General features: G+C 54.6%; 21 protein-coding genes and 2 tRNA genes. 8 read left to right on the top strand and 15 right to left on the bottom strand.

What is annotated here, in order from left to right; all coding sequences use genetic code 11:
• Nucleotides 1-141 precede the first annotated feature (141 nt).
• The 12 genes from treF to ACSV5M_RS09320 form a co-directional block, all read right to left on the bottom strand.
• Entirely contained in the window at nucleotides 142-1,746 is a 1,605-nt protein-coding gene (gene treF, locus ACSV5M_RS09375; protein WP_439175746.1) for an alpha,alpha-trehalase TreF, read from the bottom strand.
• A 72-nt stretch (nucleotides 1,747-1,818) separates the two neighbouring features.
• Nucleotides 1,819-4,134, bottom strand: coding sequence for a TonB-dependent receptor (locus tag ACSV5M_RS09370; protein ID WP_439175745.1), 2,316 nt, complete (start codon nucleotides 4,132-4,134; stop codon nucleotides 1,819-1,821).
• A gap of 317 nt (nucleotides 4,135-4,451) precedes the next feature.
• On the bottom strand, nucleotides 4,452-5,036 hold the full coding sequence (gene pth, locus ACSV5M_RS09365) for an aminoacyl-tRNA hydrolase (RefSeq protein ID WP_439175744.1): 585 nt from the start codon (nucleotides 5,034-5,036) through the stop codon (nucleotides 4,452-4,454).
• A gap of 20 nt (nucleotides 5,037-5,056) precedes the next feature.
• Nucleotides 5,057-5,680: a 50S ribosomal protein L25/general stress protein Ctc gene (locus ACSV5M_RS09360; RefSeq protein WP_439175742.1), complete on the bottom strand. Its 624-nt coding sequence runs from the start codon at nucleotides 5,678-5,680 to the stop codon at nucleotides 5,057-5,059.
• Between the two features lie 106 nt (nucleotides 5,681-5,786).
• Complete coding sequence (locus tag ACSV5M_RS09355) at nucleotides 5,787-6,716, bottom strand: ribose-phosphate pyrophosphokinase (RefSeq protein ID WP_439175761.1); 930 nt, start codon at nucleotides 6,714-6,716, stop codon at nucleotides 5,787-5,789.
• 217 nt (nucleotides 6,717-6,933) lie between these two features.
• Nucleotides 6,934-7,008, bottom strand: a tRNA-Gln gene (locus ACSV5M_RS09350).
• 20 nt (nucleotides 7,009-7,028) lie between these two features.
• The gene (ispE, locus tag ACSV5M_RS09345) at nucleotides 7,029-7,886 is read right to left on the bottom strand and encodes a 4-(cytidine 5'-diphospho)-2-C-methyl-D-erythritol kinase (RefSeq protein WP_439175740.1); all 858 of its coding nucleotides are present in this window, start codon (nucleotides 7,884-7,886) and stop codon (nucleotides 7,029-7,031) included.
• Between the two features lie 13 nt (nucleotides 7,887-7,899).
• Complete coding sequence (lolB, locus tag ACSV5M_RS09340) at nucleotides 7,900-8,532, bottom strand: lipoprotein insertase outer membrane protein LolB (RefSeq protein ID WP_439175739.1); 633 nt, start codon at nucleotides 8,530-8,532, stop codon at nucleotides 7,900-7,902.
• Complete coding sequence (locus ACSV5M_RS09335) at nucleotides 8,529-10,268, bottom strand: tetratricopeptide repeat protein (RefSeq protein WP_439175738.1); 1,740 nt, start codon at nucleotides 10,266-10,268, stop codon at nucleotides 8,529-8,531. The genes lolB and ACSV5M_RS09335 overlap by 4 nt, the downstream gene beginning before the upstream one ends.
• A gap of 117 nt (nucleotides 10,269-10,385) precedes the next feature.
• Complete coding sequence (locus tag ACSV5M_RS09330; protein ID WP_439175737.1) at nucleotides 10,386-12,830, bottom strand: choice-of-anchor B family protein; 2,445 nt, start codon at nucleotides 12,828-12,830, stop codon at nucleotides 10,386-10,388.
• 134 nt (nucleotides 12,831-12,964) lie between these two features.
• A complete protein-coding gene (locus tag ACSV5M_RS09325) occupies nucleotides 12,965-13,561 on the bottom strand; it encodes an AAA family ATPase (RefSeq protein ID WP_439175735.1) in 597 nt (198 codons plus the stop codon).
• Nucleotides 13,562-13,576: 15 nt separating this feature from the next.
• Complete coding sequence (locus tag ACSV5M_RS09320) at nucleotides 13,577-13,981, bottom strand: TA system antitoxin ParD family protein (RefSeq protein WP_439175733.1); 405 nt, start codon at nucleotides 13,979-13,981, stop codon at nucleotides 13,577-13,579.
• A 176-nt stretch (nucleotides 13,982-14,157) separates the two neighbouring features.
• Between ACSV5M_RS09320 and hemA the strand changes: the two genes are divergently transcribed.
• The 4 genes from hemA to ACSV5M_RS09300 are packed head-to-tail and all read left to right on the top strand — an operon-like array spanning nucleotide 14,158 to nucleotide 18,123.
• Nucleotides 14,158-15,435 (top strand): glutamyl-tRNA reductase, encoded by a 1,278-nt coding sequence (gene hemA, locus ACSV5M_RS09315; protein WP_439175732.1) that lies wholly within the window; start codon nucleotides 14,158-14,160, stop codon nucleotides 15,433-15,435.
• Nucleotides 15,432-16,514 carry a peptide chain release factor 1 gene (gene prfA, locus ACSV5M_RS09310; protein WP_439175730.1) on the top strand — a complete coding sequence of 361 codons (1,083 nt, stop codon included), beginning with the start codon at nucleotides 15,432-15,434 and terminating at the stop codon, nucleotides 16,512-16,514. The genes hemA and prfA overlap by 4 nt, the downstream gene beginning before the upstream one ends.
• Before the next feature lie 6 nt (nucleotides 16,515-16,520).
• Nucleotides 16,521-17,378, top strand: coding sequence for a peptide chain release factor N(5)-glutamine methyltransferase (gene prmC / locus ACSV5M_RS09305; RefSeq protein WP_439175729.1), 858 nt, complete (start codon nucleotides 16,521-16,523; stop codon nucleotides 17,376-17,378).
• Nucleotides 17,379-17,385: 7 nt separating this feature from the next.
• Nucleotides 17,386-18,123 carry a HesA/MoeB/ThiF family protein gene (locus ACSV5M_RS09300; RefSeq protein ID WP_439175760.1) on the top strand — a complete coding sequence of 246 codons (738 nt, stop codon included), beginning with the start codon at nucleotides 17,386-17,388 and terminating at the stop codon, nucleotides 18,121-18,123.
• Between the two features lie 127 nt (nucleotides 18,124-18,250).
• Here ACSV5M_RS09300 and ACSV5M_RS09295 read toward each other — a convergent pair whose 3' ends face one another.
• Entirely contained in the window at nucleotides 18,251-19,246 is a 996-nt protein-coding gene (locus ACSV5M_RS09295; protein WP_439175727.1) for an adenosine kinase, read from the bottom strand.
• Nucleotides 19,247-19,384: 138 nt separating this feature from the next.
• Between ACSV5M_RS09295 and mrcB the strand changes: the two genes are divergently transcribed.
• Together mrcB and ACSV5M_RS09285 are read left to right on the top strand one after the other, a co-directional pair.
• Entirely contained in the window at nucleotides 19,385-21,727 is a 2,343-nt protein-coding gene (gene mrcB / locus ACSV5M_RS09290) for a penicillin-binding protein 1B (RefSeq protein WP_439175725.1), read from the top strand.
• A gap of 120 nt (nucleotides 21,728-21,847) precedes the next feature.
• A complete protein-coding gene (locus tag ACSV5M_RS09285; protein WP_439175723.1) occupies nucleotides 21,848-22,348 on the top strand; it encodes a tetratricopeptide repeat protein in 501 nt (166 codons plus the stop codon).
• A gap of 89 nt (nucleotides 22,349-22,437) precedes the next feature.
• Here ACSV5M_RS09285 and ACSV5M_RS09280 read toward each other — a convergent pair whose 3' ends face one another.
• On the bottom strand, nucleotides 22,438-23,556 hold the full coding sequence (locus ACSV5M_RS09280) for a LacI family DNA-binding transcriptional regulator (RefSeq protein ID WP_439175721.1): 1,119 nt from the start codon (nucleotides 23,554-23,556) through the stop codon (nucleotides 22,438-22,440).
• 9 nt (nucleotides 23,557-23,565) lie between these two features.
• Nucleotides 23,566-24,192, bottom strand: a complete 627-nt coding sequence (locus tag ACSV5M_RS09275; RefSeq protein ID WP_439175719.1) for a LysE family translocator — start codon at nucleotides 24,190-24,192, stop codon at nucleotides 23,566-23,568.
• A gap of 134 nt (nucleotides 24,193-24,326) precedes the next feature.
• Here ACSV5M_RS09275 and ACSV5M_RS09270 point away from each other — a divergent pair, with 134 nt between their 5' ends.
• Nucleotides 24,327-24,656 (top strand): hypothetical protein, encoded by a 330-nt coding sequence (locus ACSV5M_RS09270; RefSeq protein ID WP_439175717.1) that lies wholly within the window; start codon nucleotides 24,327-24,329, stop codon nucleotides 24,654-24,656.
• 405 nt (nucleotides 24,657-25,061) lie between these two features.
• Nucleotides 25,062-25,138 (top strand) — tRNA-Pro (locus tag ACSV5M_RS09265).
• Nucleotides 25,139-25,140: the final 2 nt, after the last annotated feature.

Raw genomic sequence — 25,140 nt, 5'->3', positions numbered from 1 at the left:
ATACGCATTCACCCGGCTCGGGTGTTGAAGTTGGTAGCTAATCAACTTCTTCAGAGAGATACAAGGTCGGATTAGGCGCGTAGCGCCGTAATCCGACGTTTTCTCTGGCACAGCTGTCGGATTACGCTACGCTAATCCGACCTACGGGGTTTTATGAGGGGTTGTCATGGTTTCGTTTAATAGCTTTAACAATACGCCGTTGGTCCAGCCGAAGCCATCCTGCACAGGGTATTCACCGCCGCCGCCTTCCAGGCCGGGCTCGTAGACGTTGTATTTCTCCACCATCTTGCCGGTGCGTTGGTAGACGTCGGTGTTCAGGGTGATCCAGCGCTGGGTAATGGTGTCGGCCAATGGGTGCTGTTGGTACTGACGCAGGCCCTGAATGGTGATCCATTGCAAGGGTGCCCAGCCGTTGGGTGCATCCCATTGCTGGCCGGTATCTTTCAAGGTGGTGGTAACGCCGCCCGCTTGCAGGAAATCCTGCTCAATATGTTGTGCTACCCGACGGGCTTGTTCCGGCTCCACCATGTTGAAGAACAGCGGAAACATGGCTGCCAGTGAACGAACAAGTGTTTGCTGTTGGGCAACCGCATCGTAGTCGTAGAAAAAGCCGTCCTGCGCATTCCAGGTGTAACGCAACAGCGCATCTTTGCGTTGTTGTGCCAGAGCACGGAATCTTTGCGCTTGTGTTTTATCACCGGTTTCTGCAAAGGTCTCGGCCAATACCTGTTCCAGGTGGTACAGCAACGCATTCAGGTCGACCGGCACAATATCGGTGGTGTGAATGGAATCCATGGTGGTGCCGTCTTTGAACCAGCGGCTGCTGAAGTCCCAGCCGGATTCCGCCGCCGCGCGGATATGGCGATAGGTTTCAGGGTTGTCAGAGTGGACCAACTCCACATCTTCTTTATACGACTCCGGGCGCGGTGTGGCAGCGCTGTCCCAATAGCGATTCACGATGCTGCCATCAGCCAAGATAACAACTCGCCGCACCCGCGGGTTGGATGCCGACAAGGTCTCTTTGCCGCTCATCCAGAATTGATATTCCTTTAATAAATACGGACGGTAGCGCGTCAGTGTGCCTTTGCCATTTTTCTCGGCCAGCAGTTTAACCATCAATGCATAAAATGGTGGTTGTGAGCGGGTTTGATAATAGGTGCGGTTACCGTTGGGAATAAAGCCCATGGTGTCGATCAGGTGCGAAAAATTATCCACCATATCCTCAATCAAATCCCAGCGGTTGGACTCGCGTAAGCCCAGCATGGTGAAGTAACTGTCCCAATAATAAATTTCCCGAAAACGTCCGCCGGGCACCACATACTGATGCGGTAATGGAATTAATGAGCCATCAGAGCGCGTATCCGGCTCGCGCGTCAGCACGGGCCAGAGTGATTCAATATGTGCGGCCACAGGTTGGCTTTTATCGCTTTGAAAATCCGAAGCGACTGAAGGTGGAAGATAAAAATTTTCTTCAACAAATATCCGCAGGTTAAAGTCGGGCCGCTCTCGTTGTGCACGATATTTTTGCAGGATATTTTCAGCCGCTATCTTGGGGGTACTGTCCACAAACGTCTTGGAGTCGCTGAAGATGCCCGATAACTGGACCTTCTCAAACAACTCGCCGAAACGTTCATCGGGGCTTAGCTGACTGGTGGAATCTTGCCATTGTGTGGCGGGATCAGTGGCACATGAAAAACACATCAGCGGAAAGCTGAGGATAAAAAAGACTTTGGCAGTAGCGTTCATAAGACCGATTCTTTTATAAGTAGGTTGGTCGCGGTGGGCAACCGCTGAACGCATTGCCCACCTTGGATAAGATTAAAAGTGATAACCCAGGGTCAGTTTCACACTGCGTGGCAGAATATAACGACCGTTGGCTGAGGCACCGACAGCGCGTGGGTCACTTTCGGTCAGCGCTAATTCATCGGTGAGATTGTCGACCGACAGTTGCACGCTCAGATCGCTGATATTCACCAACATGCCCACATCGAATTTGTCATAACCGTCGAGCTCATTGGTGTTGGCATTATCGCCGTACCGATCACTCACCAGGGTCCAGGTACCGTAAATCGAGGCGCTGACGCCATTGGCAAATTCCAGCAAGTAGCTGGGCGTGAGTCGCAACTGATGCGTCGGCTGGCGTTGCACCTGATTACCATCGTCGGGCCCGGCGCTGGTAATTTCTGGTTCCTGAATGGTGGCGTTGAGGTCCAGCGTTAAATTGCCTAACAATAAATTGCCGTCGATCTCTATACCAATCGCTTCGGTCTCCAAACGTTCACAGGTTGCCCCGCCTACATCGCAGAAAGGTTGTCCCTTGGTTTCATTGGCAAAGCCGGTGGCGTAAAGCGAATAAAAATCTCGTGCCAATTTATAACCCAATTCATACTGGGTAACGTCGATGATTAAATCGGAACCCAGATTGAAGTCCCCACGAAAATCGCGGTAAGCATCAAAGTCGGGATATTTATGACCATCGTTGATGCGCACAAAGACGCCCATGTCATCGGTAAAATTCCAGTTGGCCGCCGCGGTGTAGGAAACCTTGTCCTCATCGGTTTCGACAAAAAAATCATCGCGGCCATCGCGCAGTCCGTCGTCTACGGAGTAATTGGTTTCGCGGTTGACGATACGCACGCCGGCATCCAGGGTCAGAGCACCGATGTAAGTTTCGCCAGCGATATAAAACGCATTTTCGCGCGCATCACCCAATGCCCGCACATCGTATTTAAATCCACAGGTAGGCTCACCCGCGTCCTGACAATCATCTGTAATACTGTCAGCGGTAAGTTGCTCGCCGTTATGACCCAGTACATACCATTTCTGGTTACCGATGGACCACCACTCATCCACTTCCCAGGACGAGGAGTAATAACCGAGGGTCACTTTAAAATCCTGCCAACGTTTGCTTAAACTCAAATCGTTGTTGAAGGTTTTAATATCCTTGTGCACCACCCAGGGACCAAACATCTGCACCAGATCGTTAGCCGCAACGTCGGTACCAGAAACTGTTTCACCCGCGACACCACCATTCAAACTGCCGAGCGTAACCGCCGCACCCTGCGGAACAAAACCGTGGGTGTTAGCCGCGCCTTTGGTCAAACTAAAACGATCGATAAAGGTCCAGTCGTTGCCTAGATCCAGCTCAATGGCACCGCCGGTGACACTGCCGTCCCAGCCGCGCCCTTTACCCATATCAAATTCTTCCCAGCTAATGGCAGAGCCTCCCATGCCGTCGGGGCCGCTGACAGGAACCAGCGCATGGCGGTTGCGTGGGCCCACCTGGGTGTACTCCGCATCCAGCCCGGTATCTATACCATTCACATCCAGTGCTACGGGCAAATACCAGGTGCCGTGATCATCGGTCAGACGATGAAAAATATTGGCTTTACCGTTATCGAGTATCTTGGTGATATTGACGGTGAATTGATGGCCCTCTTCGGCATTAAAACCGGCATCGCGTACACCGGGCGATGAGCTGACATAGCCACCGATCATGTAATAAAGATCGTCATCCAGCTTGCCACTGGCTACACCGTCTATCCGTTGCAGATCGTAATCCGATGTAGAGTATTTAATGGAGCCGGTTGTATCCTCGCCGCCTTCTTTAAGAATAAAGTTGGTGGTTAAACCCACCTGACCGTTGGCGTACACAGGGTTTGGGCCGCCGCGCAAACCTTCCATGCGCGCAATGGTTTCATCAATACGAAAAAGCGTTGAATTTTCCATAAACGATAAGGTGGGTGCGGGATAAACCGGCAAGCCATTGATTGCCACCGTTACAAAATCTGCATCTCCACCACTGGGAAAGCCGCGCACAAAAATATTGGCTCCGGAGATACCGCCGGAGCTCTCCACCCAAACGCCCGGTATGGTTTTAAGTAAGTCTGCCGTGCTGGCAGGGGCGACCTGATTAATTTCTTCTTCACTCACTGTCGAAATGGCGAAGCTTGCATCAAACTTGCGTAACGACGCGCCACCCGGCGTACCGGTCACAATCATCTCTTCAATGGCGGGTAACGGCGGTTCCTGTGCGTATGCAGACGGCATTAGCGCAGTTACCAGTGGTGTTAATAAAAAAATAAAACAGGTAGCGGGATTAACGTGATTAGCAATGTGTGTATTTTTATTCATGATGGTTCTCCATCCCGTTGGGGATTTGGTGGTTTCCGTCTTTAAAATTGACGATGAACATGCATGACAAAAACAGGCAGGAATTTATTGCTCTAAAAGCCTAGTAAATGGAATTTTTAAAAGCAATTTAAACGTGGGAAATAAGACAATTTTTAACAGTATTGGATGATGCAGGTGCCAGCCTGCAAAACAAATGATAGTTTTTATCGGCGCCGCTGCTCACGCAAGCGTGAGATTTACGTGTGGCTATTAAGAAAAGAATTAAGAAAATATTTTTTGAGAAGATATGAAGAAGAATGCGAAAGATAGCGGCAAATTTATTTTGTCGTATGCAGATTTTGCATCGCTACTCCCCAATTGCCTTTTGCTGCATCAGGCAAAGCGCGAATGGCGCGATCAATTGCATCATCAATCAATGTTTGTTCACTTGCCGGCGCTTTCTTTAAAACAAAGCCCACCACTTGTGCGGCAGAGCCGGGATGCCCGATGCCGAGACGCAAGCGATTAAAGTTTTGATTGTTGCCCAAGGCGCTGATGGTATCGCGCAAACCATTGTGGCCGCCGTGTCCGCCGCCGTGCTTAAAGCGCGCAACGCCGGGAGCAAGATCCAGTTCATCGTGAGCAACGAGGATGGCTTCGGGAGGGATTTTGTAGAACTGCGCGAGAGCGTTAATGGCTTGTCCGCTGCGGTTCATAAATGTGGTGGGAATCAACAGACGCAGATCGCGGCCGCGAAAATGAATACGCGCGGTCAGCCCGTAGAATTTATTCTCTGGAACCAGGCTGGCGCCCTCGCGGCGCGCCAGCTCGGCAACGAAATCGGCACCGGCATTGTGACGAGTCCTGTCATATTCAGCGCCCGGATTGCCCAGGCCCACGATTAACTGCAGGGGAGTGTCCATCACAATACCGTCTGATCCGATTAAGCAGTAGCACCGCCTTCGGCTTCTTCGTCGCTGCCGCCTTTCGGCTTCAGCATAGTCACAACAGCCAGATCGTGGTCAGCACCGTGGCTCAATGCAACAGAGGTAACGCCTTTGGGCAGCTTGAGGTCAGAGATGTGCAGGATCTGGCCCACTTCCATCTCTGCCAGGTCAACTTCGATGAACTCCGGCAGGTTGGCTGGCAGACAGCTGACTTCCAGTTGCACCAGATTGTGTACCACTTTACCGCCTTGCAGTTTCACACCTTTGGAGCTGGCTTCGTTGATGAAGTGCAAAGGTACGCTGGTGTGCAGCTTGGTGGACTTGGACACGCGCAGGAAGTCGGCGTGCAGAACCTGGGCTTTGGACGGGTGACGCTGCAGATCTTTCAGGATCACATCTTCGGCTTTACCGGCAATGTTCAGGCTGATGATGTGCGAGTAAAACGCTTCGTTTTCCAGGTGCTTGACCAGATCTTTATGGTTGATGCTGATATTGACCGGATTTTTGCTTCCGCCATACACGATGCCGGGAACAAGGCCTTCCAGACGACGCAGGCGGCGGCTCGCACCTTTCCCCAAATCGTCACGGGCTTGGGCATCTAATACAAAGTCTTCAGACATTTTTCAGTACTCATGTTTGACTGCAAGGGTCCGCGACCAGAACCGTTTGCAGAGTTAAAAAAACCAATGCTGTGGCATTGGTGGTGATCCGAGCGCGCTGTTCAGATTAGCGGAACATCGCACTCAGGGATTCTTCATTGCTCAGGCGGCGCATAGCCTCGGCGAGCATCTTCGACAGGGTGAGCTGACGAATGCGTGGGCAATCCTTGGCTTCCTGACGCAAGGGGATGGAGTCGGTCACAACCAACTCATCCAATACAGAATTATTCAGGTTTTGTATCGCATTGCCGGACAGGACCGGGTGCGTACAGTAAGCAATAACGCGCTTGGCGCCGTGTTCTTTCAACGCCTTGGCAGCATTGCATAGGGTGCCGGCGGTATCTACCATGTCGTCGACCAGCAGACAGGTGCGGTCATTCACATCGCCGATGATGTTCATCACTTCTGCCACGCCTGCCTGGGGGCGACGTTTGTCGATAATGGCCAGGTCAATACCCAGTTGCTTGGCAACAGCGCGGGCGCGAACCACACCGCCGATATCCGGGGACACGACAATCAGATCCTGGAAATTTTGTCGTTCGATATCTTCCAGCAGCACCGGCGAACCATAGACATTGTCAACCGGTACATCGAAAAAGCCCTGGATCTGTTCCGCGTGAAGGTCGACGGTCAGAACCCGGTCAACGCCGACGCCGACCATCATGTCTGCCACAACCTTGGCGGTAATTGGTACCCGCGCAGAACGTACGCGTCGGTCCTGCCGCGCATAACCGAAGTAAGGCACTACGGCGGTGATACGGCCAGCAGAGGCACGCCGCAGTGCATCTACCATCACGATCAATTCAATCAGGTTATCGTTGGTGGGGGCGCAGGTGGGTTGCACCACAAAGACATCGCGACCGCGCACGTTGGTCAGTAATTCAACCGCTACTTCACCATCAGAGAATTGCGAGACTGATACTTCACCCAATTGCATGCCGAGTTGATCGACAATTTTTTGTGCAAGTTCCGGGTTGGCGTTGCCGGTAAAGACCATCAAGTCAGTCACGTCATGTACCTTTAAATAAAGCCGATAGATATAAAACTGATAAATTGTCGATTTACTGCCGATGCTGCTACGTCTAAAACTGCAGGTTTTTACCCTATGCCATTTACAGGCCCTCCGCAGGAGGGGGCGCTAATTTCAGACCGTATTGATCCGCATTGGGGAAGGTGCGGTCACTGTCGGGTGAGATCACAATGACGCGAGAAAATGGCAGGGGCGGAAGGACTCGAACCTACGAATGGCGGGATCAAAACCCGCTGCCTTACCACTTGGCGACGCCCCTGGAGAAGTAATTCTTGCGCCTTAGCGCGTGACGGGAAGCAGGTTATAAAGTGGCGAACGATTGATGCCTTGTGCGATAAATCCCGGCAGATTTTTTGGCGCTTGGGCCAGCACATGTTGTGCGTCTTCTGCGGAATCAAACGCGGCAAATACGCACGCTCCTGTTCCAGTCATTCGAGCATTTCTAGTGTGTTGGCTTAGCCAATTCAGCGCTTCATCCACGGGGGGATAAAGCCTTCGCACCAGCGCCTGGCAGTCGTTTCGACCACCCTGCTCAAGAAAGGCCGCTACTGTAATGTTCGGCGTGTCTCTTGTCAAATCTTTGTGGGAAAAAATTTCAGCGGTAGAAACATGGCAATCCGGATGCAAAACCACGAACCATTTTTGAGGTAATTCAATCGGTTGCAAGCGCTCGCCGACACCTTCTGCCCACGCGGTTTGGGCGCCGATAAAGACCGGAACATCCGCGCCCAGTTTTAATCCCAGTGCGTGCAATTCCAGCATCGTTAAATCGCATTCCCATAGATAATTCAGAGCAACCAGTGTGGTCGCCGCGTTGCTGCTGCCGCCACCAATTCCACCGCCCATGGGCAAGCGTTTTTCCAGTTGGATATCCACCCCCACGTCGGTGCTGCAATAGGATTGCAAGAGGCGCGCAGCGCGCACAATCAGGTTGTCGTAAAAGGGGACTTCGGGCATGGCCGGCGTGAGGGTGATTTCCTGATCGTCTCGCCGTTCAAAGGTAAGGGTGTCGCCATAGTTGAGCAACTGAAACAGCGTTTGCAAATTATGATAGCCATCGGCCCGGCGGCCGGTGATGTGTAGAAACAGGTTGAGCTTGGCGGGAGAAAGCAGGGTAATGGAATCAGGTGTAGTCATGGGTGAACCCTTATCAATCCAGTTGCCATTGGCGGATGATCAACGTGAGGCGCACATCACCGTAGCTGGCCGTGATACGACCGGGTAGTTGGAGATGCGAGATGCCGCTGGGGACTGACTGGTAGTCCTGATATTGAATGAGCCAGCCCGCTTGCTCCAACTGTGCCAGCAGGCCGGATTCATCCTGTTCCATACGAACCACGGGTTGATGCGGTGCCGGCACACCGCGCACCCAATAGGCGAGCTGCATGACGGGCAAGGTCCAGCCGGTGGTCTGGTAAATCAGTGCTTCGGCGGAGTCGGCCATCAAGGGCGCCTCACCGGGTTGCTGCAGGGTGACGCGACCGGGCTTGCCGCTTATCAGTAAGCGGCCTTGACCGAAGGGTCCGCTGAGGTCCAGGGAATAATGACGCTTGTCGTATCGCCAGCGCAGGTTGGCACTGCCGTTGTCACCGGGAATGCGCACGCCCAGCTTGCCGGTGATTTGCCAGTGGGATATTTTCTGCACCCGTGCTTCATGGCTTGACCAGTCATCAATGGGCTGGGGGAGACGATGGGCGCAGCCGCCCAGCAATGTCAACAAGGCCAACAACACAATCGCCAGGGAATAAGCAGGAGCGAATTTGTGTTGAGAGGAAAGCGTCATTCCCGGGGTGCCTTGAGCCGTTGCATGGTGGAGGTTATGACTTCGCTGCCCGGGCTAAGTTTTAGTGCATCCTCCCAGATTTGACGTGCTTCATCTTTTTCACCAATCACCCATAGCACTTCACCCAGATGCGCGGCAATTTCTGCGTCCTGATAAGCGGCATAGGCGCGCCGCAGATAAATCAATGCTTCAGGATAATTGCCGGTGCGATAGTGTAACCAGCCGACGCTGTCGATGATGGCCGGATCATCGGGGTTAAGGGTGTAGGCCTTAACCAGCAGTTCGCGGGCTTCCTCAAAACGTGTGGTTTTATCCGTCAGGATATAGCCCAGGGCATTGAGTGCGGCCGCGTTATCCGGTTCTCTAGCCAGGACGGTGCGCAGGTCTTCCTCTGCGGCGGCGAGGTGGTTGCGCTGGTCGTGAAGCATGGCGCGGGTAAACAGCAGGTTGCTCTGTTCTTCAGCCGGAGTGGTTTTCAGGGCGCGATTGAGCACAGCTTCACCGGCATCCAGATAGTTGTGTTTGATCAGGGTTTGCGCGTGGATCAGGTTGAGGCCGCCCGCCTGATCAGGAAAACGGTGCAGTATGCGCTTCATATGTTCTGTGGCGCTCAGCAGGTCACCGCTGCTGATCATGATGTTCAACAGATTGATAGTAGCTGGCAGAAAATCATTGCCGGGTTCCACTTGCAGGTAATGAATCAGCGCTGTTTCGGTATCCTTGCGGTCCTCAGCCAAACGGCCCAGGTAATAATGGGCGGTAGACACATGCTGGTCGCGGTCCAGCAGCTTTTCAAACGCTATGACGGCGGTTTCAGTGTCCTTGCGCTCCAGGGCGATGATGCCGAGTGACAAGAGCAGGTCGCCATCGTTGGGTGACTGCTCTGCCAGAATTTCGAACTGCTCCTGTGCCAGCCCCAGATCGTGGTGGGTGAGGATACGGGCATACTGCAGGCGCAGGCGGATATTGTCCGGATACTGTTCCAGCAGGGCGGTCATCCGGGCAATGGCTTCTTCATCGCGTTGCAGTTGATGCAGCAGGTTGGCTTCCAGGATGGCGGCGGGAATGCTGTTGGGTTTTTGCGTTAAGGCCGCCTGGGCGTAGCCTAATGCTTCGTCGAGTTTTTCCTGTTGCTGCAACAAAATGCCTGCCCCCACCAGGAGCTGTTCATCTTTGGGGTGGGTAACCAATTGGTCCAGGTACTTCTGCAATAAGACGGCTCGCTCGTCATCTGTCAGATTGGTGGCATTGGCTGCGATATTTTGGAACAGGGTTTCTTCGCCTTTATCCAGCAGGTGGCGCGACATCTCGAAGGCTTCCAGGTGACGCCCGTTTTGCATCAGTGTCATGGACGCATTGGCGAGCGCTTCGCTGCTGTCCGGCGCCGCCTCGGCCCAGATCACTGCCGACTCCATAGCAATTTCATCTTCCCGTAAAAAGCGCGCAATCATGGTTGCCCGTTCAGCAACCTGCGGGTCGCGGGTTTCCTTGGCCTGTTGAGCGTAGTTGCTCAGGGCAATATCAAATTGTTGACGGCTGCCCGCAATTTCGGCGACCAGCAAGGAATACAGCGTTTCGCGGGGGAAGTGACGTTCGGGTGGCTGGGGGGCAGGCGCAGGCTCCTCAACCACAATGGGTGCTGGTTTGGGAGCTTGGTCGGTGGCTTGCAAGGCGCAACCGCAGACGAGCCAGCAGCTTATCAGGCTGGCTGGTAAAAACAGGGAACCTACTTTCATGCTTCAGACAAATCCGGAATCAGGAGCTGGCGACGCGGCCAGCCATCATAAACATAGTGGCACTTTATCTCTATAGACGCTTGGGAATAAGCGGGTAAAAAACTGTGCATAGGGTTATTAGCGGCGTTGGGTTGGATGGAATGCATATGCCCTTACCAGTTTGCGCCACAACAAGCCTGCAAGTAGCATTACTAAGGCCAGACCCAGTGCGCCGCCACCTCCGCCACCGCTGGCATTGCGGGTAGGTTCATCGGTGCTTCCTCCTTCCAGGAGAATGCTGACTTGGGGAGTGGTTCCTAAATGATCGCCTGCCAAGCTCAAAGTGGCGTTCTGAATGCCGCTGGTTGTGGCGCGCCGGGTCAGGGTCACCGCTTTGTTGCCACTCTCCTGGTCCGCCCAGCTCAGGGTGCCGGGTTCAAGGGTGATGGCTTGGCTGGCAGCGTCATTTAATACCAGATCCACAGACACACTACCCGCCTTACCGCCGGCGCGCTTGAGGACGAGTACGCCTTGAGGGGCATCCCCGGTCAGCGTAATGCTGGAGCGGGTAAAGCTTATATTGCCGGCACTGGCGGTTCCATTGATGGTGACGGTTGCCATGCTGGGGCTGCCAAGCGTGGCACCGCCCTGGGGGTCAAACAGACGTACAAAAAACTGCTCGGCCAATTCGTTATCCAGTGCATCACCGGGGATAGAAACAGAAAACTGTTTGCTGTCCGCCTCCCCTTCTGCCCACTCCAGCCTTCCCGAAGTCGCCCCAAAGTCGGCAGCGTCTGCGGAGCCTGTGCGAGTTTCGTAACCCACGCTGATGGCGCCGGTGGTGCCTTGGGTACGTGTGACGCTCACATTGAGGGTGCTGCCTTCATCCACAGCGTATTCCTGCGTGCTGAAGGACAAGGTGCCTTGCGTAACGGTAAGGGTATTGTCGCGCACCACATACAATCCGCTGTTGATGTCGCTGACCAGCAACAGGCCGCTGGGCAGGAAGGGGTAGGTGCCCCAGGCGCCATTAAACGAGGGCAAATTACTTACCGGGTAGGTATCAAAAAAACCCGCGTCCACCGGGTTGGCCGGGTTACTGATGTCCAGCACCGTCAGGCCACGCTCGTAGTTGGACATGTAATAGCGGTTGCCGCGCACGAAACCATTGTGGTCGATGGCGCGGGTCGGGCCGGTATAGGTGCTCAACAATACTGGCCGAGTAAGGTCGGAGATATCAAAAAAACGCAGGGTCGTGTTGATGCCATAGGTCTGCTCGTCCAGCTCGTCATGCACGGACATGACCAGCTTGTCTTCGCTCCACCAGCCAGAGTGCACATAGCTGGCTTGAGGATAACTGGTGCGCGATAACTCTACCGGGGTGCTACGGTTGGTCTTGTCCCACAAGCGCACATCGTTTTCATTGAAGTCGAAGAGGACATCACAATAGTCGCTGGCGTTGACGCACTGGGAATCCTTGCGCTCATCGAAGACGGTCATGGAAGCAACGTCGTGGCTGTAATTAGCCCGCGCGTTACTGGCGTTGCGGTAAACCGGCTCCGGATCGATGGGGTTGGTCAACTCAAAAGTATTAAAGGCGCCGCCGTTATTGTTGCTGCCGGCCAGGTGGAGGAAAGGTTGCAGGCCGGGGAGTGGGACGCCGGTGCTGTAGTCCACGTTGCTCAGGTAGATGTTGTGGGCACTGATATCCGTCATATCGGTGTTGGCCAGGGTCGCACGCACCGGTAATTCGTTGAGGTCAATAATCTGCAAACCGACCGAGGCATTATCGGCAGTGACATAGGCATAGGATTTCCAGGTGCCCTCACTGGCAGAAAATTGCTGCAGTACCTTGATGTCGCGCCAGGTGGTGTCCTGGCCGGGGATGCGGGAGATGACTTGAGGATCATCGGGGTTAGAGACATCCACCACAGCCGTGCCGTTGCGCAATCCCATCAAGGCATATTCGCGTCCATCATTTAAATCATAGTGGCCCCAGATATCGTTCCCCTGGGTATTGCCGCCCAGTTCACTCAGGGGAATATGGGCAACGAGGTCGATATTGCTGCACGCAAACTGGCCGGCCCGGCCGTTGGTGCAGGCCACATTCAATTGCTTGCGGCGCATTTCCTCAACCGCGTCCATCTTGTCGGACAGTTGCATACTGGTGGCATCATCCATGCCTTTACGGTCCACGATGATGGTAAAACCTTTCTCCGCCAGTTCATCCACATACTCCGGCGGCACCCCTACCAAACGGGTGGGGTGTTGGCTGACATCACGCTTGTAGTGTTTGGTGGAATAGCCACCTTTAACGGGCACCACATCGCTGATCAGGTAGAAGAGCGTATTAACGTCCTCTATGTCGTAGTTGCCCGCCGCCACCAGGATGTTGTCACCCTTACTTGCTTGCTGCGCCGCGTAACCGATGGTTTTACAGGGGGAGGAAGGTGTATCGCAACGACCCTTGTCTTCACCGTCCGCAGCCACATAACGCGGCTTGTCATGCTCAGCGTGGGCGCAAGCCCATTGGGGCAGGGCTGTCAGGCAGAGGGATAGGACCAGGTAGAAAGTGGTTTTCATGATCTTGTATACGTCCCGAGTTGGCAGATGAACAACCGAAAATGCCGTCTAGCATACGCGTTTGGCGCCTGAGGCGTTGTGATCCAGTGTGGAGCTTGTGCTTTTACAACCGTGTTCTTTTACAACGTGTGCACTTACAAATAATCCCGCAACAATTCCCGCGCCCACGCCGGCAGGCTATCCGCATAAACCACCGGTGTACCCGCTTTTAAGGCCGCAATCCGCCGCAACGGCATATCCCAGCGGCTGTTATCCAGCAAATACACCTCATCCGCCAGGGGTAGGGCCGTCTTGATATGGTTCAGCGTTCGGGGAATCCGGCTTTCGATCTTCTCTTCCGGCACATTATGGCCGCCCTCGCTGACCCGTTGGGCCACACGCGCCTTGTTCAGATCGCTGTTATCAAGATGGATAAAGACCAATATGACTTCATACCCCAAAGCCTTGGCCTGGGCGATAAAGTCGATCTTCGAGGGATGGGAAAACACGGTTTCAAAACAAAAGCTCACGCCTTTGTTTAGCAGGTCGTAGCGCAGGTGTTCGGCCAGTTGGGCGGCAGCGTAGCTGGCCTCTTCGGTACTGTCCGGAGCCATATCGCGGGCGATATTATCGGCATTCACCAAGGCCATGCCGCGCGGTTGCAGGGCGGTGCGATAAAAGGTGCTTTTGCCGGCACCATTGCCGCCAGCTAATAGCCAGAGTTGTTTGCGAGGGGGAAGCGTGGTTGGCACGAAAGGGGAAATCCTTTACCCGATTTGCGGAATAAATTGACCATTGCGAAATTGGCCCACCACCACGCGTCCGTCGGGATGAATTTGTTCAAGTAAGCCCGGCACAGCCTGGCTGGCCTGGTAGCGCAGTTTGGCAGCACTGATGTGTTGGCTGAGTAAGCCACTGTCGCGCGCGACATCCAGCCCCGCAAAGACATCATCTGCAGCCAGAGGCACTGACTGGATGGGCTCCACGCGCAGTTGAGCTAAACCTTCACGCAGGGCAATCACCGTTTCGGCATCCAGTTCGCGCTCTACCGCGCGGCCTAATTCGGCCCAATATTCAATTTGGCGGGGAGTGGTGCGTTTAAAGAGGTGGGCCATTGCCGCAGCGGCTTCCACCAGTTTGTGATCGAGCCTTAAGGGAGATGAAACAGCCATGGGAGCCTCCACAGGGAATCCGAGTTAGCTGATATTGAGTAGCAGGACGAATCAAATGTAGCACTACGCTACACCCTTGTCGAGCAGGCTTTTGCGGTGAAACCAATCTCCCCCTTGTCAGCGGACCCCGCTGGCCGGACAATGACGCCCTTTCATTTGTGACCGCCCGGTTCTGCATGACCCTATTGGCCTTCGGTATCAACCACAATTCTGCGCCTCTCGCGATTCGCGAGCGGGTAGCTTTTGCGCCGGAGCAGGTGGCGGATGCTCTGCACAAGGCCCGTGCCCAAGCGGGGCTGACGGAAGTGACGATTCTCTCCACCTGTAATCGCACCGAGATCTACGCCAGCAGCCAGGGAGAGCCCCAGGCGCTGTTTGACTGGCTGGTGGAGCACACTGCCATCAGTGCGGCGGACCTGGAGCAGTGTTTTTATTGCCATCGTGATGAAGACGCCGTGCGTCATATGATGAAGGTGGCGGGCGGGCTGGATTCTCTGGTGTTGGGCGAACCGCAAATCCTCGGACAAATGAAGTCGGCCTTTGCGGTGGCGCGCGATGCAGGCACCATCGGCGGCGAATTGCACGGCACGTTCCAGCAGGTGTTCAGCATTGCCAAACGGGTGCGCACGGAAACTGCCATCGGTGAAAATCCGGTGTCTGTGGCCTATGCGGCGGTGAGCCTGGCACAGCAGATTTTCTCCAATTTAAAGCAGGACACAGCGCTGCTGATCGGCGCCGGGGAAACCATCGAACTGGTGGCGCGCCATCTGGCGGAGCAGGGCATCAAGAAGATGATCGTGGCTAACCGCACGCTGGATCGCGCCCAGCGACTCGCGCGGGAGTTTCTCGGCGAGGCGATACTTTTGTCGGATATTCCTGAGTATCTTCACCGCGCTGATATTGTGATTTCTTCCACCGCCAGCCAGCTGCCGCTATTGGGTAAAGGCGCGGTGGAATCCGCACTGAAAAAGCGCAAACACAAACCCATGTTTATGCTCGATATTGCGGTGCCGCGCGATATCGAAGAGCAAGTCGGCGAGTTGGACGATGTGTACCTTTACACCGTGGACGACTTGCACGCGGTAATTGATGAAAATAAAAAATCCCGCGTGGCGGCGGCAGACAAAGCCGAAGATATTATCGATGAAGGCGTTGAACAATATCGCCGGCACGCGCGGGCACTGAATGCTGTCGCCACCATCAAAGCCTATCGGCGCAAAGCAGAAAGCCTGCGCGATAACGAATTACTGAAAGCGCAGCGCCTGCTGGAAAGCGGCGCCGATGCAGAGCAAGTGCTGCAACAATTTGCGCGCAACCTGACCAATAAATTAATCCATACGCCGACAGCTGTCCTGAAAGATGCCACCGCCGGTGGGCGCACTGAGATGATCCAGATAGCGCAGGAATTATTTGATTTATCTACTGACGATATCGAAAAAAGCGAGTCTGAATGAAAGCATCGATCCTGGAAAAACTGCAACGCCTGAGCGAACGCTACGAAGAGGTCAGCGCGCTGTTGTCTGAAGCAGATATCATCAATAACCAGAATAAATTTCGCGAGTTATCGAAAGAATACGCTGAGCTGGAGCCTATCGTTCAGGGTTATCAGCGTTATCAACAATTGCTCGACAACATGGCTGAAGCCAAACAATGGCTGACGGGTAATGACCCTGATATGAAAGCCATGGCAGAAGAAGAGTTAGCAGCCTGTGAAGAACAATTGGAGCCGATGACACTGGAGCTGCAACGCCTGTTGTTGCCTAAAGACCCCAACGACGAAAAGAACTGTTACCTCGAAATCCGCGCCGGTACCGGTGGCGACGAGGCGGCAATTTTTTCCGGCGATTTGTTCCGCATGTATTCCCGGTATGCCGAGCGTCAGGGTTGGCGTGTTGAAGTGTTGAGCGAGAGCGAAGGCGAACATGGCGGCTACAAGGAAATTATTACCTTGGTAACCGGTCAGGGTGTGTATTCGAAGATGAAATTCGAATCCGGTGCACACCGCGTGCAGCGCGTGCCGGAGACGGAATCCCAGGGGCGCATTCATACATCAGCGTGTACCGTGGCGGTGATGCCGGAAGCGGACGAGCTGGAAGAGGTGAATATCAATAAAGCTGATCTGCGCGTTGATACCTACCGTTCCTCCGGTGCGGGTGGTCAGCACGTTAACAAAACCGATTCTGCTATTCGTATTACCCACATTCCTACCGGCATTGTGGTGGAGTGTCAGGACGAGCGCTCGCAACACAAAAACCGCGCGCGTGCCATGTCGTTATTGGCCACCAAATTAAAAACCATGCAGGAAGAAGCCGCGCATAAATCCATGTCCGATGAGCGTCGCAACCTGGTGGGTACTGGTGATCGTTCCGAGCGTATCCGCACCTACAATTATCCCCAGGGGCGCGTAACAGATCACCGTATTAACCTCACGCTTTATTCATTGGATGCGGTGATGGAGGGTGACCTGGACAGCGTGATCCAGCCGCTGGTAAATGAATATCAGGCGGACCAGCTGGCTGCCCTGGCGGAGTAACCTCGCATGAGTGAAGCCTTCACCGTCGCCAGTTGTATACGCATGGCGAACCAGCTGGCCAAGGTAAGTGATTCACCCCGCCTGGATGTGGAAATATTACTGGCACATGTCCTGCAAAAGGATCGCACCTTTTTATTTACCTGGCCGGAAACCGAACTAACGGTGGACCAGGAAGATACCTTTGTTGCGCTGTTTGATCGGCGTTTACGCGGTGAACCGGTCGCACATATTATCGGCCAGCGCGAATTCTGGTCGCTGCCCTTGTTTGTCAATAACACCACCTTGATTCCGCGCCCCGATACTGAATTGGTAGTGGAAACTGTGCTGAATTTATTTGCGTCGGATATGCACAACCAACCGCGCCATGTGTTGGACTTGGGTACGGGTACCGGCGCGATTGTGTTGGCCCTGGCGCACGAAAAAAAATATTGGCACTGCGTCGGCGTGGATAATCAACCGGAAGCGGTGTTGCTGGCGCAAAAAAATTGCCAGCATCTACAACTACAAAATGTGGCGATCAAACAAAGCGATTGGTTTTCGGCAGTAGAAGAAACTGACTTTGATGTTATTGTCAGCAATCCACCATATATCGCCGCCGATGATCCGCACCTGCAACAGGGTGATGTGCGCTTTGAGCCCTTGAGTGCGCTGGTTGCCGATAATCAGGGGCTGCGCGATATTGAAAACATCGTGCAGGAATCGCGCAATTATTTACGGTCTAATGGTTGGTTGTTGATCGAACATGGCTATCAGCAAGGTCAGGCAGTGCGCCAACTGTTTGAACAATCCGGTTATGTTGCGATAACCACGCTGCGCGACCTGGGTGACAATGAGCGCGTTACCATGGGTAAGAAAACGGGCTAAACCGATGATGAACGATCAGCAATTACTGCGCTACTCACGCCAGATCATGCTCGAGGATATTGATATCGAGGGGCAGGAAAAACTATTGGCGGCGCGGGTGTTGATCGTTGGCTTGGGCGGCTTGGGTTCACCTGTCGCTATGTACCTTGCTGCGGCTGGCGTTGGTCATCTGGTACTGGCGGATTTTGATGAAGTAGACCTGTCCAATTTGCAACGGCAAATCGTGCATACCCAGGCGCGTATCGGCGTGAATAAAGCGGTTTCTGCAGCACAAACTCTGCGCGAATTAAATCCGGATATACACATCACCTGCATTGAAAAACCACTCGACCTTGAGACGCTGGACAACCAGGTTAAGCAAGTCGATGTGGTAGTAGATTGCACCGATAACTTTGCCACGCGCTTTGCAATAAACGCTGCGTGTGTCAAAGTGAAAGTCCCACTGGTGTCCGGTGCGGCGATTCGTTTGGAAGGTCAGGTCGCGGTCTTCGATGCGCGCGATGAAGCCAGCCCCTGCTATCGCTGTTTATACGAAGAAAATGAAGAAGATCTAACCTGCGCTGCTAACGGCGTACTGGCGCCCCTGGTGGGGGTGATCGGCTCGCTGCAAGCGTTGGAAACCATCAAGCTTATTGTTGGTATCGGCACAACGCTCAAGGGCAGCCTCCAACTGTTCGACGCCCGCCACGCACAATGGCGCACTATCAAATTACCCAAAGATCCGCAGTGCCCCGTCTGCTCCTGACCGCTACCAATCCCCTCGTAGGTCGGATTAGCGCAGCGTAATCCGACAAACAAATACAAAAGTGATACAGTTTTTGTCGGATTACGAGCCGAGCGGTGCTCGTCTCTAATTCGACCTACACGTCCAGTTATTTAAAAAACGCGTCTTTCAACTCACGATGCTGCGCCGCTTTCAAGCGCGGTCCAAATTGGGCAACGACTTTGGCGGAAGCAAAGTTGGCGAAGTCGCCTGCAGTTTTGTAATCGTAACCGTGCGTCAGTGCATATAAAAAAGCCCCCGCAAACATATCGCCGGCACCATTGGTGTCGATGGCTTTGGTGGGATAGGCTTTGGTTTGCAGCAGTGTATTACCGTCAAACACCAATGCGCCTTCGGCACCACAAGTGATCGCAAAGGTTTTGCAATATTGCTTTAACACTTCCACCGCCCGCTCCAGGGAATGGGTTTGGGTAAAGCCCAGGGCTTCGTCGCGATTGCAAAATAATAGATCCACGCCGTCGCCGATCATCTCCATCAATCCATCGCGGAAAAATTGCACCATGGCCGGGTCAGACAGACTGAGCGATGTGCGCGTGTTGTGAGCCTCTGCCAATTTGCGCAGTTCAATCGCGGCGGCGCGTCCGGTGATGGAAGACACCAGATAGCCTTCAATATAGACATACTCTGCCGCTGCAATGGCATCGCGCTGCAATTCGTTAACCGACACAGTTTCGCTGATGCCGAGGAAGGTATTCATACTGCGTTCAGCGTCGGGGGTTATCATCACCAGGCATTTGCCGGTGATGCCTTCGGTAGCGGGCAAATGGCTCGGATAAGCTACGCCGGCGTCTTTAATATCCTGCAAATAAAATCGGCCATTGTCGTCGTCGGCAACTTTGCAAGAATAAAAGTTGTCGCAGCCAAAGTAGTTGGCGGCGATGATGGTGTTGGCGCCGGAGCCGCCACTGGCCTTTTGAGCGATCTGGTGCTCGGATAAGTAGTTGATCAGTTGAGTCTGGCGCGGTTCATCTACCAATGTCATAACGCCTTTGGCTACCGCCATGGCGGTCAGATCGCTATCACTGACGGTAATTTCGGTATCGACCAGTGCGGCGCCTATGCCGTAGATGTGGTAGTGAGTCATGCGTGCCTCGTTTGATATTGCGAAGAAATGGTTGCGCATTATGCAAAAGGCAGGTGACAGATGCAAAACCGGTGATTGTGTACGGTATTCGGCGTAAACTAGCGCCCTGTTTTTTAACCTGTAATCTAAGATCTGCTGATGACCAAACGCCGTTCCATTTCCCGCACTAAAAAATCACCGCCACCCAGCAAACCTCCACGCCATGGTTGGGCGCTGTTTCGTCTCTGGTTGTTTTACAGTGTTATTGCCATTCTGGTGTTGCTTGCTATCTGGACCTTATATCTCGATGTGGTGGTGCGCGCGAAGTTCGATGGTAAAAAGTGGGCGTTGCCGGCCCGGGTATATTCCCGTCCACTGGAATTGTATGAAGGTCTGGCGCTGACGCCGCCATTGTTTGAGCAGGAATTGCAGGCCTTGGGTTACCGTGCGGTCGGTAATCTGAGTGCACCGGGCCAATACGTGAAACGGCCAGTCAGCAGTGGGCAGGTCAGTTACCAGGTGCACAGTCGCGGCTTTGATTTCTGGGACAAACGCGAAGAGGCGCGGCGCTTCAGTATCACGGTTGCGAATGGTCATGTCATGCACTTGCGCGATCTGGCCGGTGCCGATATGCCGCTGATGCGGCTGGAGCCGGAAGAAATCGGTGGCATTTACCCCGCCGAAGCAGAAGACCGGTTGCTCGTGCGCTTGTCCGATTTGCCGCCGCTGCTGGGTGAAACCTTGCTGGCGGTGGAAGACCAGCACTTCCTCGATCACCACGGGGTGTCGCCTTTGGCCATCTTGCGCGCGGCCATGGTTAATGTCCGTGAAGGCGAAGTGGTGCAGGGTGGCAGTACTCTGACCCAGCAGCTGGTGAAGAATTTTTACCTGACCCGCGAGCGTCACCTGCGGCGCAAGGTGCAGGAAGCCATCATGGCGGTGTTACTGGAGATCCACTACACCAAGTCTGAAATCCTCGAAACCTATATCAACGAGGTCTTCCTCGGTCAAAGCGGCCCGCGTGCGATCCACGGGTTTGCGCTGGCATCGCAGCATTATTACCGTCAGCCGCTGGCGGAGCTGGATACTGAGCAACTGGCATTACTGGTTGGCCTGGTAAAAGGTGCCTCCTATTACAACCCCTGGCGTAATCCCGAGCGCGCTAAAAAGCGGCGTAACCTGGTGTTGACGGTTATGCATCAGCAGGGGCTGATTGACGATAAGGAATTAAAGCGTGCACAAGCAGCGCCGCTGGGTGTGGTGGAGCAGGGCGATACCAGCATGGTGACTTACCCGGCGTTTGTGGCCCTGGTGAAGCGTCAATTGCAGGAAGATTATCAGGAAGAAGACCTGCGCAGCGAAGGCTTGCGCATCTTCACCAGCCTGTCGCCGATGGTGCAGCGCCAGGCTGAGGCGGCGCTAAATCAACGGCTGCGCCAACTGGAACAGCGTCACAATGTGAAAGACCTGCAAGGCAGCATGGTGGTGACCTCGGTGGGCGGCGGTGAAGTGCTGGCGTTGATCGGCGATAAAAACCCGCGCTTTGAAGGCTTCAACCGGGCGCTGGATGCGCGGCGGCCTATCGGCTCGTTGATGAAACCATTTGTCTACCTCACCGCCCTCGAGCAGCCGAATTCCTACCACCTCGGCACCCGTATCAGCGATGATCCGGTGACTATCAAAGGTGATAATGGCAAGTTGTGGGAGCCCAAAAATGTCGATTCGGTCAGTCATGGCGACGTGCCCATGTACTTGGCCTTGACTCACTCCTATAACCAGGCCACCGCTCGTCTGGGCATGCAGCTAGGCCTCGAGAATGTGTATGACACCGTGAAGGCGGCGGGCTTTGAAGGGCGCATCCCCGGTGTGCCGTCCATGTTGCTCGGCTCTGTGGATATGTCGGCATTTGAAGTGGCAGGCATCTACCACACGCTGGCCGCGGAAGGTGTCTACACACCCTTGCGCTCGATCCGCGAAGTGCTGACGGCCGATGGTCAGCCGTTGCGGCGCTATCCGCTGGAACTGGAACAGCGGTTCTCGCTCGAATGCACTTTCCAACTGCAATACGCTATGCAGATGGTGTTGCGCGAAGGTACCGGGCGCAGTGTATACAACCAGTTCCCCGAATCCCTGCCATTGGCAGGCAAGACCGGCACCACCAACGATCAGCGCGATAGCTGGTTTGCGGGCTTCAGCGGCGAGCATCTGGCCGTGGTCTGGCTGGGGCGCGACGATAACAGTGCAACACCACTCACCGGTTCGGGTGGGGCCTTGCAGGTCTGGGCGGATCTGATGCGTCAGCTACCCACTCAAGGCGTGAATCTGCAACCACCGGAAGGCGTCAGCTTTGACTGGATCGACGCGGCAACCGGTATGCTCAGTGCCGAGCATTGCGAGGGTGCCGTCTGGCTGCCTCTGCGCGACAGCCAGCGCCCCGAGCAACAAAGCGATTGCCGCCTGAAAGAAGGCGGCCGCAACTGGTGGCAGCGCCTGTGGAATTAACGCCCGGAATTAATAAGAACCCCGTAGGTCGGATTAGCGCAGCGTAATCCGACAACGCACCCCGACCCGGGAAACTGAACTGCCTGACTGATAATGGCCCGAATCTGCAAGGAGCCCTCCATGAACAAACCGCTCTCCATAAACAAGTCTTTTTCACTTGTGCTGATTGCAGGCCTGCTGAGCCTGATGATCGGCTGTGCCAGCACCACCTACGACTTACCACCGGTCACGGACAGCGATACCTCCACCGGGCCTCAACCCGCACAAACCTACCCGGCCGGGGAACCAGCGCCGTCCATCGACAGTGAAGAAACAGATTTACAGGCGCCAGAGCCTGTCCTGCCATCAACCAACCCCGCCGTCACCAGCCTCACTAACCAGGCGCGCGCGCAATACAACACCCGTGACTACCAGACCGCTATCGCCACTGCCGAGCGCGGCTTGCGGATTGACCGTCGTTCGCCCGAGCTTTACCTGATCATCGCGCAAAGCTATGTGCAGTTGGCGATGCCCCAACGGGCCGAGCAGTTTGTGCAACAGGGGTTGCGTTATAGCCCGTCTGGCTCGGCGGTTGCCGAGGCGTTATTGCGGGTAAAAGAGGCGGTGTCTTCGGGGTTCTGATGGCCGCACAGATCGCAGCGCGATCGACGACATTCACCGTCAGAAGCAGATGAACAAAAAGAGGAAATAGCGCGGCAGGATTAGCTGAATCAGGTACTTGCGCGTTCGAGGATATTGAAGCCAACATCGATAATGCGTGATGAGTTGCCATCGGACGGGGTGGATTCGTCCATCTTGGCGATCAGGGCTTCTGCCGCAAGCCGCCCGATCTCCGCACCTTTGATGCCTACGGTGGTAATTGCCGGGTAGGTATAGGCTGAAAAATCCAGGTTGCCAAAGCCGACAACCGCAAGGTCTTCGGGGATGCGGATGTGGCGGTGCAAGGCTTCAGCAATAACGCCGTGGGCCAGGGTATCCGAACTGCAATAGACCGCATCAAACACCTCGCCGCTATCCAGCAGGGCGGCCAGGTTTTCCCGCCCCTGGCGGAAACGGGCCGGCGTGGGAACGGTGCGGCTGGCCAGGTGTTCAATTCCGGCGTCGCGCAGGGCGGCAGCAAAGCCAGCAAAACGGCGCACCGCCCGTTGATCGTTGGCAGACACCGAGGCAAAGCGGCGGTAGCCTTTGGCAAGTAAGTATTCACCTACTGCCTTGCCCACTTCTGTATGGGAGAACCCGACCAGTGTATCGATGGGATTAGGGGCGAGGTCCCAGGTTTCTACCACGGGAATGCGGGTATTGAGCAGGCGTTGATGCGTGCCTTCCGCATGGAAAGTACCGGTCAGGATAATGCCGTCCGGCCGATTGCCGAGGATGGCTTTAAGCAGCTCTTCTTCCTGATGCTTGTCGTACGCCGACAGCCCCAACAGTGTTTGATAACCCGCCTGCGCCAGGGTATCGGTAATGGCTTGCACGGTATCGGCAAAGATGGAGTTGGCAATGGTCGGCACAATCAGGGCCACCAGCCGGCTGCTGCGGGTGGCCAGGCTGCCGGCCAGCATATTGGGGACATAACCGGTGCGGGTAATCGCATCGCGCACCTTCTGTTGAATCTCTTCTGACACCAGCTCCGGTTGGTTCAGCGTGCGCGATACACTGATAGGCGAAACCCCGGCCACCTTGGCGACATCGATCAGGGTGGGCGCTTTCTTGTGAGCTTTTTGAGGATTGCGTGACTGTTTGGGCTTTTTATCTTTCATGGTGTCTTTTGCAGGATGATTGCGTGCATCATAGCCCAAAGTGCCGGCTTTGTCCGTTCGGATGCCCACAGGGGGAAGTCAGTTTTGGCTATCGGTCAGCGTCAATAACACCCCGGTCATTATCAATGCGCCGCCGGATAATCGATTGAACCAGTGATGGTGGTGCGGCGTCTTCAGCCAGCGAAGGATGTAACGGCCACCGGCGGCGTAGATCAGCATCCACACCAGATCCATCGCTAGAAAAATAACGGTCAGCAACAAAAACTGCGCTAGCAAAGGCCGATCTGGCGTAATGAACTGTGGAAAGAGCGCGCCGAAATAAATCACCCCTTTAGGATTACTTACAGCAATCCCTACAGACTGGAAAAACAATACCCAGGCCGAGGTAGTAAACCGTGTATGCGGGTCAAGCGAAGCCGGTACCGGCTTAACCATCAACTGCCAGCCGAGATACACCAGATAAGCCGCCCCGATCCACTTGACCAGATCAAACAACCATTCCGCCCGGTTCAGCACCAGGCCCAGCCCCACCACCGACAGCAACATCAACAGCAAATTGCCCAGGCTCGCGCCCGCCATGCCATATAAGGACTTGCGCACACCATACTGTCCGCCGTTCGCAAGACACGACAACATCACCGGCCCGGGGCTGGCAGAGACAAACAGCGTTACAGTGAGAAACAGCAGAAGTTGATCAAGTGGCATGATAGACGTGGTGATAACAGGGCGCGCTAGTGTAGCCCAGGGTCGTAGCGCGAGGGTATTTTTCTGGCCCGTGGAAAGTCTTCTATACTCAATTCAAACCCCTCGCACAGCATCCCACACCCACAGGTATTGGTATGAGCCACAGCAGTATTGCCGAAGCAGTCAAAGTTCTGGAGGAATTATTGGTCGGGCTGGACGAAGCCTACTGGGAATCCGCCACCATCGAACACAAAGATTTCTTCTACGACATTATCAGCGCCACCCACAGTGAGCTTTCGGAATTAGCCAAGCTCAGCGTGCAAGACCACCACCTCGATTACGAACCCATCACCACCGAATTCCGCACCGCGCGCATCAAGCTTGGCAAGTTGCGCAAACTACTCGACGACTACGTGCTCCGCTCGCGCACGGCATCCCGCCTGGAGTCCTTGATCGGCGACACCGTCTTCCTGTCTTCGCGCTAAAACACCAGTCGCTGGCTTGTTTGAGATTGCGCCATCATGAGCGAATTTGCGCTGCATCACCGCAAAAACGTGCCAAACGGCACAGAAGTGATCAACATATAGCCGAAGCTCATCACCCCATCTGGCTTATTGCCAATCAATTTAACTGCAGGCTTCCAAAAACTGGCGGAATGCGCTTACCGGACAATACTTAGAGTAACTGGTGATCGCATCCAACGATGCGCAGTTGGCACCGGTTGGAATGATTTAAGCCAGTTGGAACTCCCTTTATTTGTACTCTAGTATGGTCTTCTCCGGCGCTACTGATAGCGCCGGTTTTTTTATGCCCGAAATATTTATGCCCCAAGGCATTTACAGCGCAGCCGCGATCATTATAATTTCGCGCTGGCCCCGCAAGGCCAATGTCGGAGCGTAGCGCAGTCCGGTAGCGCACCTCGTTCGGGACGAGGGGGTCGGAGGTTCGAATCCTCTCGCTCCGACCAGA

Source organism: Cellvibrio sp. ARAG 10.3 (genome assembly GCF_051846955.1).
Lineage (GTDB): Bacteria > Pseudomonadota > Gammaproteobacteria > Pseudomonadales > Cellvibrionaceae > Cellvibrio.
The sequence above is the reverse complement of the archived record's forward strand: the minus strand, read 5'-3'. Positions and strand labels throughout refer to the sequence as shown.